At 33.5% G+C, this 14,237-nt stretch carries 14 protein-coding genes; 12 read left to right on the forward strand and 2 right to left on the reverse strand.

Translation table 11 applies throughout. The features are described 5' to 3' along the window. The 4 genes from dnaA to KFE69_00020 all read left to right on the forward strand — a co-directional run bounded on the left by dnaA (window position 1) and on the right by KFE69_00020 (window position 4,658). Entirely contained in the window at window positions 1-1,569 is a 1,569-nt protein-coding gene (dnaA, locus tag KFE69_00005) for a chromosomal replication initiator protein DnaA (protein ID UTW42571.1), read from the forward strand. Window positions 1,570-1,625: 56 nt separating this feature from the next. Then, entirely contained in the window at window positions 1,626-2,738 is a 1,113-nt protein-coding gene (locus KFE69_00010; protein UTW42572.1) for a DNA polymerase III subunit beta, read from the forward strand. Between the two features lie 132 nt (window positions 2,739-2,870). Beyond that, window positions 2,871-3,176 carry a His repressor gene (locus tag KFE69_00015; protein ID UTW42573.1) on the forward strand — a complete coding sequence of 102 codons (306 nt, stop codon included), beginning with the start codon at window positions 2,871-2,873 and terminating at the stop codon, window positions 3,174-3,176. A 99-nt stretch (window positions 3,177-3,275) separates the two neighbouring features. After that, entirely contained in the window at window positions 3,276-4,658 is a 1,383-nt protein-coding gene (locus KFE69_00020; protein UTW43930.1) for an amino acid permease, read from the forward strand. A gap of 39 nt (window positions 4,659-4,697) precedes the next feature. Here the strand turns inward: KFE69_00020 and KFE69_00025 are convergent, their stop codons facing one another. Together KFE69_00025 and aroE are read right to left on the reverse strand one after the other, a co-directional pair. Further along, entirely contained in the window at window positions 4,698-5,456 is a 759-nt protein-coding gene (locus tag KFE69_00025; GenBank protein ID UTW42574.1) for an indole-3-glycerol-phosphate synthase, read from the reverse strand. A 32-nt stretch (window positions 5,457-5,488) separates the two neighbouring features. Further along, window positions 5,489-6,301, reverse strand: coding sequence for a shikimate dehydrogenase (aroE, locus tag KFE69_00030; GenBank protein ID UTW42575.1), 813 nt, complete (start codon window positions 6,299-6,301; stop codon window positions 5,489-5,491). A gap of 183 nt (window positions 6,302-6,484) precedes the next feature. Between aroE and KFE69_00035 the strand changes: the two genes are divergently transcribed. From KFE69_00035 to KFE69_00070, 8 genes are all read left to right on the forward strand, one after another. Further along, complete coding sequence (locus tag KFE69_00035; protein ID UTW42576.1) at window positions 6,485-7,333, forward strand: hypothetical protein; 849 nt, start codon at window positions 6,485-6,487, stop codon at window positions 7,331-7,333. A 96-nt stretch (window positions 7,334-7,429) separates the two neighbouring features. Continuing rightward, window positions 7,430-8,227: a hypothetical protein gene (locus KFE69_00040; protein ID UTW42577.1), complete on the forward strand. Its 798-nt coding sequence runs from the start codon at window positions 7,430-7,432 to the stop codon at window positions 8,225-8,227. 81 nt (window positions 8,228-8,308) lie between these two features. After that, window positions 8,309-8,605 carry a hypothetical protein gene (locus tag KFE69_00045; protein ID UTW42578.1) on the forward strand — a complete coding sequence of 99 codons (297 nt, stop codon included), beginning with the start codon at window positions 8,309-8,311 and terminating at the stop codon, window positions 8,603-8,605. Between the two features lie 109 nt (window positions 8,606-8,714). Next, a complete protein-coding gene (locus KFE69_00050) occupies window positions 8,715-10,430 on the forward strand; it encodes a proline--tRNA ligase (protein ID UTW42579.1) in 1,716 nt (571 codons plus the stop codon). Between the two features lie 29 nt (window positions 10,431-10,459). Beyond that, window positions 10,460-12,043, forward strand: a complete 1,584-nt coding sequence (nadB, locus tag KFE69_00055) for an L-aspartate oxidase (GenBank protein UTW42580.1) — start codon at window positions 10,460-10,462, stop codon at window positions 12,041-12,043. 43 nt (window positions 12,044-12,086) lie between these two features. Beyond that, window positions 12,087-12,812 carry a tRNA (guanosine(46)-N7)-methyltransferase TrmB gene (gene trmB, locus KFE69_00060; protein UTW42581.1) on the forward strand — a complete coding sequence of 242 codons (726 nt, stop codon included), beginning with the start codon at window positions 12,087-12,089 and terminating at the stop codon, window positions 12,810-12,812. 65 nt (window positions 12,813-12,877) lie between these two features. Then, complete coding sequence (locus KFE69_00065) at window positions 12,878-13,423, forward strand: DUF924 domain-containing protein (protein ID UTW42582.1); 546 nt, start codon at window positions 12,878-12,880, stop codon at window positions 13,421-13,423. 63 nt (window positions 13,424-13,486) lie between these two features. Next, window positions 13,487-14,233, forward strand: a complete 747-nt coding sequence (locus KFE69_00070) for an SDR family oxidoreductase (GenBank protein ID UTW42583.1) — start codon at window positions 13,487-13,489, stop codon at window positions 14,231-14,233. Window positions 14,234-14,237 lie beyond the last annotated feature (4 nt).

Here is a 14,237-nt window from a genome sequence, read left to right on the forward strand (position 1 = left end):
ATGGTGCCTGCATGGAAGTCAACGCTTGAAAAGCTTAAAAATACACTAAGGGATCAAGAGTTTAGAACTTGGATTGAGCCACTAAAAATAACACATGAGGATAAATTATTCACAATTTATGCACCAAATAACTTTTTCCTTGATTGGATAAATCGTTATTATCGAAAGCAAATTGTGGATATTTTTAATCAACAGACTGAAACTCAGTGTTATCAAGTCTCTTTTAAAGTGGGTCAGCCAGATAAAGTTGTCCTTATAAAAGAGCCTGAGCTTATTGAAAAAACTGAAAAAGAATTACCTATTGTAGTAGATAGAACTGAAGTGAGTAAAGATAGAGTATTAAATCATCAACAGTTAAAAGCAACAAATGGTGCGCAGCTTGAAATTTTTTCTGATCCTAGTGAAGAAGCGCAAGGTTTAGCTGAGTCAATTAATACAAATGAGTATAAAAATAGGGCACCAACAAGCTATGAAGCTTATGAAAAAAAGGTAGTTACTGAAACCGTTGTTGAAAATAAACAAGCTGAACATAACATGGCACAACCTTATGGTATGTTATTAAAGCCATTGTATACATTTGATAATTTTGTCGAAGGTAAATCAAATGAAGTCGCTAAAGCTGCAGCAATTCATGTAACTGTCAATCCAGGTGCTCAATATAACCCATTATTTATCTATGGTGGTAGTGGCTTAGGTAAAACACATTTGATGCATGCTATTGGTAATAAAATTCGTCAAAGTCATCCGCATATGCGGATCTTGTATGTATCATCAGAGCGCTTTGTTAGAGACTTTGTTGATGCGCTAAGGTTACAAGCAATGGAACAGTTCCAGGATTGCTATCGTTCGGTTGATGTTTTATTAGTTGACGATATTCAATTTATCGCTGGTAAAGGTCGTTCTCAGGAAGAATTCTTTCATACCTTTAATGTATTATTAGATAATGGCAAACAAATTGTTTTATCCTGTGATCGATATCCAAAAGAGATTGAGGGCATTGAAGATCGTCTACGTTCACGTTTTGGTCATGGCTTAACTTGTACAATTGATTTACCGGATCTTGAGACACGTGGTGCAATTTTAATGCATAAAGCACGTCAATTTGGTATTGAAATTAGTCACGAAATTGCATTTTTTATTGCCAATAATATACGTTCTAATGTCCGTGAGTTAGAAGGTGCATTGAATCGAGTATTAACATTCTCTCGATTTGAAAGAAAACCAATCACAGTTAAATATGTTAAAGAGATATTACAAGATATAATCTCAGTGCAAGAACGTTTAGTTAAAGTGGATAATATTCAAAAGATTGTTGCTGATTTTTATGGGATTAAAGTGCAGGATTTACTCTCGAAACAAAAATCTCGTGATATTGCACGCCCACGTCAAATTGCAATGGCTTTAGCTAAAGAATTGACTTCTCATAGTTTGCCTGAAATTGGCAATTTTTTTGGTGGTCGAGATCATACAACGGTACTACATGCTGTTAGAACGATTGAAAAGTTAAGACAAAGTAATATTGATATCCGTGAAGACTATCAAACACTCTCTAGGAAGCTTGCTAGCTAAATATAATAAGGCACATTTTATTTTAAATTTTTAATTGATTTAATTTGGAGAAAACTATGAAATTTGCAGTTGATCGCAATGTATTGTTAAAGCCATTACAGGCGATTATTTCCGTTGCAGATAAAAAGCATACCATGACTATTTTAAGTAATATATTATGTAAAGTAGAAGACAATAAATTATTTCTAAAGGCATCGGATTTAGATACTGAAGTGGTCGCTGAGATTGATGTTGATTTAGTCTCTGAAGCAGGTAATGCTGCTATTTCAGCAAGAAAGTTAATTGAAATTGTAAGGCATTTATCTGAAGGTGCACAAGTTAGCATAGATACTAAAGATGCTAAAACTACAATTAAAGCAGATAAAGGTCGTTTTGTATTATCATCAATGGATCCAGAGAGCTTTCCTGATATGCAGCATGATTTATCAAAAACATCGATTCAGTTACCGCAAAGTAAATTAGCAAGCTTATTAAAGCGTGTTAGTTTTGCAATGGCGCATAATGATGTACGTTATTTTTTAAATGGTATGTTATGGGAGATTTCAGATACAACGTTTAAGGTTGTTGCAACAGATGGCCACCGTTTAGCAATGAGCCAGATTGATATTGATTCATTACCAACTGATCAAACGCAACGTATTATCGTTCCTCGCAAAGCAGTATTAGAGTTGATGAAGATGCTTGAAGATAATAATGATGAATTAATTGCTATTCGCTTTGGTAGTCAACACTTCCAAGTGAAATTGCCACAGTATATTTTTACCTCAAAATTAATTGATGGCCGTTATCCAGATTATAATCGTGTTGTACCTCAGGGGAATCGTAAGCTATTAACAGCACAAAGAGATAATCTAAAACAAGCCTTAGTTCGAACCGCCATTTTATCGAATGAAAAATATCGAGGTGTCAGGCTAAATATTGAACCAAATGTATTGCGTTTAGCCGCAACAAACCCTGAGCAAGAACAAGCCAATGATGAAGTTGAAGTAAACTATGAGTTTGATTCAATGGAAATTGGTTTTAATGTTAGCTATTTACTCGATGTCATTAATACATTAGATTCAGACGAAGTGGTATTAAAATTAGCAGATGATCCAACAAAAAGTATCTTAATTGAAGAGCAAGGCTTATGCCATAGTCAATATGTTGTTATGCCAATTCGTTTGTAATTTTTATCGCGCTTATTTTTTAATTTTATTCTTGTTTATTATTTTATTTTAAATTGATTGATTTTAAGGAATAACTTTGTTTTAATGTATTAATTGATTAATACATTGATGCAAGAATTAAGGTAATTGATAATGCAATCAAAACAAGCACAAAAAAAAGATTTACAAGCGTTATATCAAGCATTTACTCAGATAAAAACACCTAAAGAAGCTTATCAATTTTTAGAGGATTTATGTACACCAGCAGAGCTTTCAGCAATGGCTGATCGTTGGAAAGTTGTTAAAGAGATAAAACAAAATAAACCCTATCGCCAAATTTACGCACAAACCGGTGTTAGTGTGACTACTGTTGGAAGAATTGCACGTTGTATTACCCATGGCCATGGTGGTTATAACCTTATATATAATAGAATGCCATCTAATGATCAAGATGAATAAACTGTTTTAATCATAAAATAAAAGTTAATGAATTATTAAGGTGTTATAACTATGGAAATTACCTCATCTGGTAAAGTACTAACCTTATTTCGATTGGTTATGATTAATATTATTGCAGTCGATAGTTTAAGAAACCTATCTTTAACCGCCCAAGCAGGTTGGATGGCAATTAGTTTTTATGTGATTGCTGGGATATTATTTTTACTACCTTTAGCACTAATTGTTTCTGAATTAGCCACTAGATGGCCACAAACCGGGGGTATTTACTTATGGACAAAACAAGCCTTCGGCGCTAAATTTGGCTTTATTATTTTATTTTTACAATGGATTTATAATTTAGTCTGGTTTCCATCAATTTGTGGCTTTATTGCAGGAATTATAGCTTATTTGGTTGCGCCAGGTTTTGGCATTTCAGCTTTAAGTTTAATCAATAACCCCTACTATATGATTGCAATGAGTTTGTTGATGTATTGGAGTGCAACCGTAATTAGTCTTTTTGGTTTAAAAACATCCTCAAGTGTTAGTTTAATTGGTGCAATTGTAGGTACCTTAATTCCAATGATCATTATTATTATATTGGCACTAATCTGGTGGTTAAGCGGTTATCCAATTGCACACCCGCCTGTGGTTTCTCAAACCATTCCATCGGTGAATAATATCAGCCATTGGGCCGTTTTTTTAACCGTGATGTTTAGCCTTTTAGGCCTTGAAATGAGCGCAATTCATGCAGGTAATGTCAAAAACCCACAGAAAAACTTTCCCAAAGCAATGATGATTTCAGCTTTAGTGATTGTCTTATCGTTAATCTTAGCTAATTGTGCGTTGTTGGTTGTTTCATCAAACCTGAATCAGTCGGTTGACTCAGTTGCGGGTTTAATTGAAGCTTTTAGTTATTTCTTTGATCAATTTCATATTGGCTGGATGCGTTATGTCATTGCAGTTACTTTAGTTTTGGGCGCTTTTGCAACGATGTCTACTTGGATTATGGGATTATCACGGGGATTTTTAGTTGCAGGTGAAGATAAATTATTACCTAAATTATTGGTTAAACGTAATCGCAACAATGCCCCAAGCCGTATTTTAATTACACAAGGTATTATTTTTTCAATCTTATGTTTAAGTTATATCATTTTACCTTCAGTACATTCAGCCTATTGGTTTTTAAGTGCGCTGACCGCTCAGTTAGCTTTAATTGCTTATATGGGGATGTTTGTAGCAGCAATTAAACTTAAATTGAAATATAAAACCCTAGCCAATCAATTTGTTATTCCTGGTGGCTTAATTATGATGATTATACTTTCAGTTATTGCTTTAAGTGTGTGTGTTATTTCAATTATCGTAGGCTTTATACCAACACCTGATGTATTAATGTCTACTAAACATTTTGTTGAAATTTTATTAACGGGCATTTTAATTGCATTGATCATCCCGTATCTATGGACGAAATTAGTCAAAGTAGAAGCAAAGCCATTGACAAAATAAGCTTAATCTAAAGCGCTATAAGCGATTTTTTTCAATCACCTAACCCATCTGGTTAACTACGGCACTTAATGTCATATCAGGCTTTTCTGAGCGCATTAACAGCGTGCCAACTAAAATGCCATCAAATTGACAAGCGGTTCGATAAATATCTTCAGCTGTTTTGGCACCCGATAATGATAGGACAACAGTCTCTTTAGGTAGATGGCTTGATAGATTGGTTGCATTATTCATATCCATTTTTAAAGAGTCTAGGTTACGATTGTTAATACCAATTAATTTTGGATTTACTTTTAATGCACGCGTTAGATCTTCTTGATCAAAAATTTCAATTAAGGCTGTCATGCCTAAAGATTCAATTTCACTTTTTAATTCTACTAATTGCTTATCACTTAGAATACGAACAATTAATAAACAAGCACTGGCTCCAGATTCCCTAGCTAAATAGACTTGACGTTTATCTATAATAAAGTCTTTACATAAAGTTGGAAGATGAATATTTTCAGAGACTAGTTTTAAATCATCGAATGAACCATTAAAAAAAGCTTGATCGGTTAAAACTGAAATACAACAAGCTCCCCCCTTTTCATACAACTTAGCAAGTTTTAAGGGTTGGTAGTCTTCACAGATAACACCTTCAGATGGAGATTTGGCTTTTAGTTCAGCAATAATAGCAATTTTTTTATTTACAATTGCGCTAATAAAATCTTTATTGTTTTGCTGTAACTCATCTTTATCAATAGCTTTAATTGTACCAATATATTTTTTTGTTTCACTCACTATTTTTTCAAGTACTTTCATTTTTATTACCCTTAATTTAAGTGCAATTGTATTTATGCTTTATCTAATGGATTAAGTTTAGGTGAAACGCCACGCCAAATAGAAAAAATTTCTTTCGATAATTCATATAGCATGCCTGAACCATCATAAGCAATGCAGCTTTGATCTTTCATCCATTGAACAAATATTGTATCGTTGAGTTTATTATAGGCAAGATCATAACCAAATGATTTTTTTGTCATGACAAAATTTTTATTAACTGTAGGCAATTGATTAGAAAGAGATGATGATGTTGCATTAATAATAACATCAAATTTAAAAGGTATATTATTAATATTTAATAAATTTATATTATAGATACCTTTAAATTCATTAATTAAATCAACTGCTTTTTGTTGCGTTCTATTTAGTAGATAAATCGTTTTTGGCTTTTGGTGAATAATGGGTAATAAACAGCCTCGTGTTGCTCCACCAGCACCTAAAATAAGAATGTTTTTATTGGTTAAATCAATATGTTTTGCATGCATATCAAGTATCAAAGCATAGCCATCTAAATTATGACCATAGAGTTTACGGTTATTATCAAAACTAATATTACTGACTGCCTGGACTTTTTTGGCATATTCATCAGCATGGTCACACAATTTAAATGCTTCTTCTTTAAAAGGGACAGTAATGCTTAGACCTTTTACAGAGTGATCATCTTGAAGCTTGGTAATTGTGTCTTTAAACTTTGATGGTTCAACCTCAAGAAAGTCATAATTTAAATTCTGCTTTGTCTCTTGTGCAAATGCATGATGTATTTTTGGAGATAAGCTATGCTTAACCGGATAGCCAATTACATAGTATTGATCTTTTTTTGTCATGGCAAAATTTTCGCATTTAATGATTGATTAATAGACATTATATAAAACAATAAGCCGTAGAAGCAATGAATTATTGATGTAACGTTACAAAATATAATTTAAAATAGTTATTTCACATAAATAACTTTCAAAATAAAACGCAATGAGTTATATTTTATATAAGCAGTATTTTAGGGGCGAGCAATGATGATACAATATATCAGATTTATTTTATATGTAATTTCAATTAATTTATTATCTGTGACAATAGCTTATGCTGATAGAGACTGGTATATAGATTTAAAAAATAACGGTAATGTGACTGTAAAATTTAGCATTACAGGCTTTAGCTGTATGGAAAAAGTTGATGGTATGGATGATCAAGACTATTGGAATAATAAAATAATGACAGGTAAGTCAACGTATAGCATAGTATCTAAAGCATCGACACGAATTGAGTTTCGTGATAACAATGATGGTGGTTGTGATGATGAAGAAAAAAGTCTTTACTTTAGAGTTGAATTTTCAGGAGAAAATTCGAAAGATTATGTAGAATGGGCTCATAAAAAGTGGGATGGCCATTGGCATACAAGAATCTATGGGCCAGAGAGTTTAAATGAGACCTTTTCAGGTAGTGAGCCTGGTAATTTAATGGTTATTTCTGCAGTATGTGAAGGCCAAGATTGTTATGAAAAATGGAATGATAATAAAGATAAAAAAGATAATGTATTAACAGTAGCAAAAAGTTTTGATCAAGTGACATCAATTGGACTTGGTGATGTATATATTTATGATGGTGTAGGCCATCTTGTTGAAGAGCAAAATGATTTTTATATGGATAAAGAAAATCCTTATATTATTCGTTTTACTGCTTCTCAAGCTGCTTGTAGTTTAATTGCGGGTTTTCTAAGCTGTGATCATGGTATAAATTTTTCTTTTCGTACCAATTCACTGGTATTTTTCTGTAGACAAGGCGATAAAAATGATAGTGCTTGCCCTTGGGCTATGCCAAGCGGTGTAAGTGCTAATTATAATAACGTTAATATTTATTAACATTTGGTTAATCATTTTTATAAAATAGTTTTCAATGTTTATTTGATCATAAGCATTTTATACTGCAATTGGTTAATTATTTCATTGGGAGGTTGTATGTATGTTAACAGATACGTTTTATTATTATCGATTATTTTAGGTTTTGTATTAACATTTGTGAGTGGTTATTCTAATAATAACGGTTATGTAGAGATTAAAAATTACACAGATTATACTTTAACACTCAAACGTTATGAATGTGATGATTTAGATTGCTTGCATGGCGATGGTAATGAAGGCTCTGAATTTTATATTGGTCCATCGAAAGCTGTAACTAGGATGTTTTCTGATGATATTACAGATGAAGATGATCGTTATATTATCGGTTATAATGTCTATGTTGATGGGCATTTGGTTGCGAAATTTGAATTAGATAGTGAAGACTCAGGTAAGCACTTTAAAGTTCCTTCTTGTAGAAATGATGGTGATAAGATGCCTGATTGTAACTACTTTGAATCTGCAAATAGAAATACCTATCGTCAATATAGCTGGTATGTTAAATTTTTTAATAATAGTCTAAGAGATGGTGATGTTTATATGCCAAAGTCACTTGGGTTGGGTAGAGTTACTATTGAAAGAAATGCATTACCATATAAAAAGTCTACAATTACATTAGCTAGAGAGCATGCATATGACTTTTATTTCACAGGCAATACAGACATTTGTCATTTAAAGTTTAGAGAATTACACTATGTTTTGTATTGCGATGGTAATGATGTTAAACCGGTTTTACATCCACAGACAAAACATCTAGCTTTCTTATGTCAAAAACTAGATGCAAATGACTCAAATTGCCCAGTAGTTCATTCAATTACCTCATTAAACCAAAGCATCTCTCCAGTTAATTATCTATAAATGACATCTACATTGCTTTATTGGCATTAATCTAAGATAATAATAAAGGGTTCAATATAGATTGATAATAATTAGATTGTGATGCTTCGTGTTAAACTGATTCAAACTAGTGTTGATATTTTAATGTATATAACAATGATTATTTTCATTGTCTTATTGTTTTGCACTTTTCAGCTTAAAGCGCAGTTTAATTTTCTCTATCAACATCTGTGGGTAATGCTTGTTTTTCCGATCTTTTCAGCTTGGCTTGTATTTGCACGTAACCGTTTAATTGATCATTTTACTAGTGTAGATAAAGTAGATGAAAAAAGTGACCAACTAGAGCCATCAACGCTTGAATCTGACCCTGCTGTGACAGCGGATAAAGACAAAAGCTAAACTTTACGGTATCATAGCCGCTTAAGATAAAAAGACTTCAATAAATTTATATTTTAAACTTAAAAATCATTTGAAGCTTACAAAATAGATAATACGTTAAGGATTGATCATGCGCATGTCACAGACATTATTAGCAACAAAAAAAGAAATGCCAAAAGATGCGGAATTAATTTCTCATCAGCTGATGTTGCGTGCAGGTTTGATTAGAAAACTAACATCAGGTATTTATAGTTGGCTACCAACAGGCCTAAAAGTGATCAAAAAAGTTGAAGCCATTGTCAGAGAAGAAATGAATCAATCGGGCGCCAGTGAAATATTAATGCCAAGTGTTTTGCCAAAAGAGTTAATTGATGAGACCAATCGTTGGCAGAAATTTGGACCAGAGTTATTAAAAATTAATGATCGTCATAATCGAGAGTACTGTTATGGTCCAACACATGAAGAAGTTATCACCGATATTGCACGTAATGAGATTAGAAGTTATAAGCAATTACCCTTAAATTTATACCAAATTCAAACTAAATTCAGAGATGAAATTCGCCCGCGTTTTGGTGTGATGCGTGCGCGTGAATTTATTATGAAAGATGCCTATTCTTTTCATATTGATAAACAATCATTAAATGAAACTTATCAAGTGATGTATCAAACTTATGTCAATATTCTAAATCGCTTAGGGCTTAAGTTTCGTGCGGTAGAGGCAGACGCTGGTGCCATTGGTGGCTCAACAACGCATGAGTTTCAGGTATTAGCAGATGCTGGTGAAGATCTAATTTTTTACTCAGATAGTAGTGATTATGCAGCTAATGTTGAAAAGGCAAGTTATTTACAGCCTGATTTAGAGACAAAAGCCAATGCGAGTGAGACTTTAACAAAGATTGAAACACCGGATATTAAAACCATTGATCAATTGGCAAACTTTTTATCGATTGATAAACAACAGACAGTCAAAACATTGGTTATTAAGGATCAGAAAGAGAAATTTTTTGCAGTCATATTACGTGGCGATCATCAATTAAATGAATTGAAGCTTGCTAATATTGATTTAATTTCGCAACCATTTGAAATGGCAACTGAGGCTGAAGTCCATGCATTATTTAATGCTAATATTGGCTCGATTGGACCGATTAACTGCCCAATTGATATGATTGTTGATTATGATGCTTTGATGTTAAGTGACTTCGTTTCAGGTGCTAATGAGGATAATTTTCATTATCGCGGTTGTAATTGGGATCAAGATATTAAAGACTATCATAGTTTTGATATACGTAATGTAGAAGAAGGTGACTTATCACCTGATGGTCAAGGGCGTTTAAAAAGTATTCGTGGTATTGAAGTAGGTCATGTCTTTCAGCTTGGTGATACCTATAGCGTTGATATGAATGCGTGTGTTTTAGATGAACAAGGCAAAGCAAAGGCGATGCGCATGGGCTGCTATGGCTTTGGTGTCTCAAGAGTAGTAGCAGCAAGTATTGAGCAATTACATGATGAAAAGGGCATTATTTGGCCTGAGGCGATTGCACCCTATCAGATTAACTTAATTGGTTTAAATGCGCATAAAAATGAACAAGTAAAAGCCGCTTGTGAAACGCTTTATGAAAAACTTATCAATGATGGGTTTGATGTGATTTATGATAATCGTAATGAAAGAGCAGGGGTTATGTTTGCTGATAGCGATTTAATTGGTATACCACATCGATTGGTTATTGGACCAAATGGCTTAAAAGATCAAACGATAGAATACAAGCACCGTCAATCAGATGAAAAGCATCATATCCCATTAGATCAAATAGTTGAGTATTTAAAAACGCGAATGAATCATTCATAACTTTTCTTATATTTTTTAAGGTATTTGTCATGGCAAAGTACTTTGATGTCATCATTATTGGTGCTGGTACTTCAGGGTTATCAGCAGCACTTAAATTAGCAGATGATCATATAAAGGTCGCTATTTTATGTAAATCTGAACTAGGTGAAGGTTCAAGTTTGTATGCACAAGGTGGGATTGCTACAGTAATGGATGAAGATGACTCACTTGATGCGCATATTGAAGATACATTAAATGCAGGTGGCGGGCTTTGTGATTTAGATGCGGTTCGTTTTACCGTTGAAAATGCAAAAAAAAGCATTCAATGGTTAATCGATCGAGGTGTTGAATTTACCTTAACAGAGCCACTAAATGATAAGCAGCCTTTTCATTTAACGCGTGAAGGTGGTCATAGCCACAGACGTATTTTACATGCAAAAGACCAGACAGGTCGCGCGGTTCAAAGTCGTTTAAGCCATTTAGTAAAACATCATCCAAATATTACGATTTTTGAGCATTATCATGTTATTGATGTGATTAAAAAAAGAAGCTTTTGTATTGGTGTTTATGCACTAAATACACAAACGACATTAATTGAAACGTTTTTATCTAAAGCAACGATCTTAGCAACAGGTGGTGCTTCGCGCTGTTATTTATACTCAACTAATCCAGCTGTCGCAAGTGGCGATGGCATTGCCATTGCTTATCGAGCAGGTTGCCGTGTTGCTAATCTTGAATTTAATCAATTTCATCCAACGTCTTTATATCACCCTAAAGCCGGTGCTTTTTTACTCACTGAAGCCTTACGTGGAGAAGGTGCTTATTTACGTCTAGCAGATGGTGCACGCTTTATGGAGCGCTTTGATTCAAGGCTAGAACTTGCACCACGTGATATTGTCGCTCGAGCGATTGATCATGAAATGAAACGTTTGGGGTCTCCTTGCGTTTATTTAGATATTACCCATAAAACGGATGAATTTATTCAAGCGCATTTTCCAGGGATCGAGCAGGCATTAAAACAATTTGATTTAAGCTTAAGTCGTGATTTAATCCCAGTTGTGCCAGCAGCACATTATACTTGTGGCGGTGTAATGGTTGATAAAAAAGCGCAAACCGATACACCAGGGCTCTATGCGATAGGAGAAGTAACTTATACAGGCTTACATGGTGCAAATCGCATGGCGAGTAACTCATTATTAGAATGCTTGGTTTATGCTGATAGTGCAGTGGAAGATATTAAAGAAAATATTAATAGCTTCCCTAAGGTTACTCATGTAAAAGATTGGGATGATGGTTGGGTTACAGATTCGAATGAAGCGGTTTTTATCCAGCATAACTGGCATGAATTACGCTATATTATGTCAAACTTTATGGGCATTGTTAGAAGTGATAAACGCCTAAAACGTGCTCAACGGCGTATTAAAGTATTAAAAGAAGAAGTTTTCGAATATTATTCTGATTTTAAAGTAACGCCTAATTTATTAGAATTAAGAAATTTAGTATTAGTCGCTGATTTAATGATTGAGTCGGCCAGAAGACGTAAAGAGTCTCGAGGACTTCATTATACATTAGACTACCCGAAAACATCAAAGCGCTTTTTATATCCAACGATTATCCAACCTGGTAGTCGTTGATAATAGTAATTTAAATAGTTGTAAAGCTTAAAAGGTTTTAATCATGATAGATAAAAAAATAACTCCAGATCCAACAGATGAGGATCAAACAGAACAAAGACCTTTAAGAAGTGTTAAAAGCTTTGTACAAAGAAAAGGGCGTTTGACTAAGGGACAAAAGCGAGCCTTAGAGTGCTTAAGCGATTTATATATGCTCCCATATTGTGCTGATAAGCCATTATCCTTTGATCAAGTCTTTGTAAAAGATCAAAAGATTGTTATTGAAATTGGCTTTGGTATGGGGGATTCTTTAGTTGAGATGGCAAAGAACAATCCAAAGGTTAATTATTTAGGCATTGAAGTACATCCACCGGGTGTTGGTAATATTCTCAATCAAATTCATCAAGATCAACTAGCAAATATAAAAGTGATTATGTATGATGCGATAGATGTATTAAAACAGATGATTGTTGATCATTCCGTTTTTGGCTTTCAAGTTTTTTTTCCTGATCCCTGGCATAAAAAGCGCCACCATAAGCGACGTTTAATTCAAGCTGGGTTTGTCGAATTAATGCTAAAAAAACTACAGCTAGGTGGGTTTATTCACTGTGCCACTGATTGGCAGGCCTATGCTGAACATATGTTAGATGTTTTATCTAAAAATCAAAAACTTAAAAATCAGTTTTGTGATTATGCACCACGCCCTGAATCAAGGCCATTAACCAAATTTGAAAAGCGGGGAGAGCGACTAAACCATGGCGTATGGGATTTGATATTTAATAAAATTTAGTGGCTTTTAATAAATTTTGTCATGACAAAATAAAGTTTATTTTGAGGTAATTTAAGGGAATAATAATGATAAATATTGATCAAAATCAAGTAATAAACTTTTGGTTTGAAGAGCTATCAAGCCGTGATTGGTTTAAAAAAAGTGATGCCTTAGATGCACAAATAAAAATGCGATTTTTGGATGTTTACAACCAAGCAATACAAGACGAATTGTGGCAGTGGCGAGAAAATGCTGAAGGTGCTTTAGCAGAGATTATTATTTTAGATCAATTCTCACGTAATATTTATCGAAATCAAAAAGAAGCATTTATGTATGATTCACTGGCATTAGCTTTAGCACAAAATGCGGTTAGTTTAAACTTTCATTTAAAGTTAGATGCTCCAAAGCATGCATTTTTATTGATGCCATATATGCACAGTGAATCAATAGTCATACACCATCAAGCGATTAAATTGTTTGATGTGCCTGGTTTGGAAAATAATTTAGCTTATGAATATAAGCATTTTGAGATTATTAAACAATTTTCTCGTTATCCGCATCGAAATGAAATATTAGGCAGAGAATCAACTGCAGATGAACTAAAGTTTCTTCAAACACATGGTGGCTTTTGATAATAGTTTGAAAGCTAATAAGGCGACTAAAAAGAAATTAGCTTAAATTAAAAGGATATATTGATGGATCAAGTAAGAAAAACTGCTCTTGTAACAGGTGCTTCTGGTGGTATTGGTATGGCAACGGCAAAGCTATTTGCACAAAATGGTTATGACATTATTATCCATTATCATCATCATGTTGAAAAAGCACAAAAGCTTTATGATGAGATTATTACAATTGAATCTGAGGCACTCATTGTTAAAGCTGATCTTTCATCAGAAGTTGAAGTCAAACAGATGTTTGATCAAATTAAAAGCTTTAAGGGTAGAATTGATGTATTGGTTAATAATGCTGGAATTTTAGATAAGACATCCAGATTAGATCAAATGAATCAAGCTCGCCTAGAGAAGATCTTTAAAACAAATATCGTTAGTTATTTTTTGTGTTCTAAGTATGCAGTTTTACAAATGTCTACAAAATATAATGGCTTAGGTGGTGTAATTATTAATGTTTCATCAAAAGCATCAGTGTTAGGTTCAGCCAATGAATATATCGATTATGCTGCATCAAAAGGTGCAATTGATACCTTAACAAAAGGCTTAGCACAAGAGGTCGCCGAAGAAGGCATTCGTGTTAATGGCATAAGGCCTGGTTTTATCGATACGGCAATTCATCTAGATCCTAATCGTTTAGAAAAAGTTAAAAATAATATTCCATTAAAACGCATTGGTAAGCCTTTAGAAGTTGCCGATGCAATTTTATTTTTAGCATCAAACCAGTCATCTTATATTACAGGTAGCATGATTGATATTGCCGGTGGCAGATAGGTTT

The sequence above is a fragment of the bacterium SCSIO 12844 genome (assembly GCA_024397935.1).
In the GTDB taxonomy this organism is placed as follows: domain Bacteria; phylum Pseudomonadota; class Gammaproteobacteria; order Francisellales; family Francisellaceae; genus M0027.

Coding starts and splice junctions, on each gene's coding strand:
- dnaA (UTW42571.1), top strand. CDS start 1: ATGGTGCCTGCATGGAAGTCAACGCTTGAAAAGCTTAAAAATACACTA.
- KFE69_00010 (UTW42572.1), top strand. CDS start 1,626: ATGAAATTTGCAGTTGATCGCAATGTATTGTTAAAGCCATTACAGGCG.
- KFE69_00015 (UTW42573.1), top strand. CDS start 2,871: ATGCAATCAAAACAAGCACAAAAAAAAGATTTACAAGCGTTATATCAA.
- KFE69_00020 (UTW43930.1), top strand. CDS start 3,276: ATGATTAATATTATTGCAGTCGATAGTTTAAGAAACCTATCTTTAACC.
- KFE69_00025 (UTW42574.1), bottom strand. CDS start 5,456: ATGAAAGTACTTGAAAAAATAGTGAGTGAAACAAAAAAATATATTGGT.
- aroE (UTW42575.1), bottom strand. CDS start 6,301: ATGACAAAAAAAGATCAATACTATGTAATTGGCTATCCGGTTAAGCAT.
- KFE69_00035 (UTW42576.1), top strand. CDS start 6,485: ATGATGATACAATATATCAGATTTATTTTATATGTAATTTCAATTAAT.
- KFE69_00040 (UTW42577.1), top strand. CDS start 7,430: ATGTATGTTAACAGATACGTTTTATTATTATCGATTATTTTAGGTTTT.
- KFE69_00045 (UTW42578.1), top strand. CDS start 8,309: ATGCTTCGTGTTAAACTGATTCAAACTAGTGTTGATATTTTAATGTAT.
- KFE69_00050 (UTW42579.1), top strand. CDS start 8,715: ATGCGCATGTCACAGACATTATTAGCAACAAAAAAAGAAATGCCAAAA.
- nadB (UTW42580.1), top strand. CDS start 10,460: ATGGCAAAGTACTTTGATGTCATCATTATTGGTGCTGGTACTTCAGGG.
- trmB (UTW42581.1), top strand. CDS start 12,087: ATGATAGATAAAAAAATAACTCCAGATCCAACAGATGAGGATCAAACA.
- KFE69_00065 (UTW42582.1), top strand. CDS start 12,878: ATGATAAATATTGATCAAAATCAAGTAATAAACTTTTGGTTTGAAGAG.
- KFE69_00070 (UTW42583.1), top strand. CDS start 13,487: ATGGATCAAGTAAGAAAAACTGCTCTTGTAACAGGTGCTTCTGGTGGT.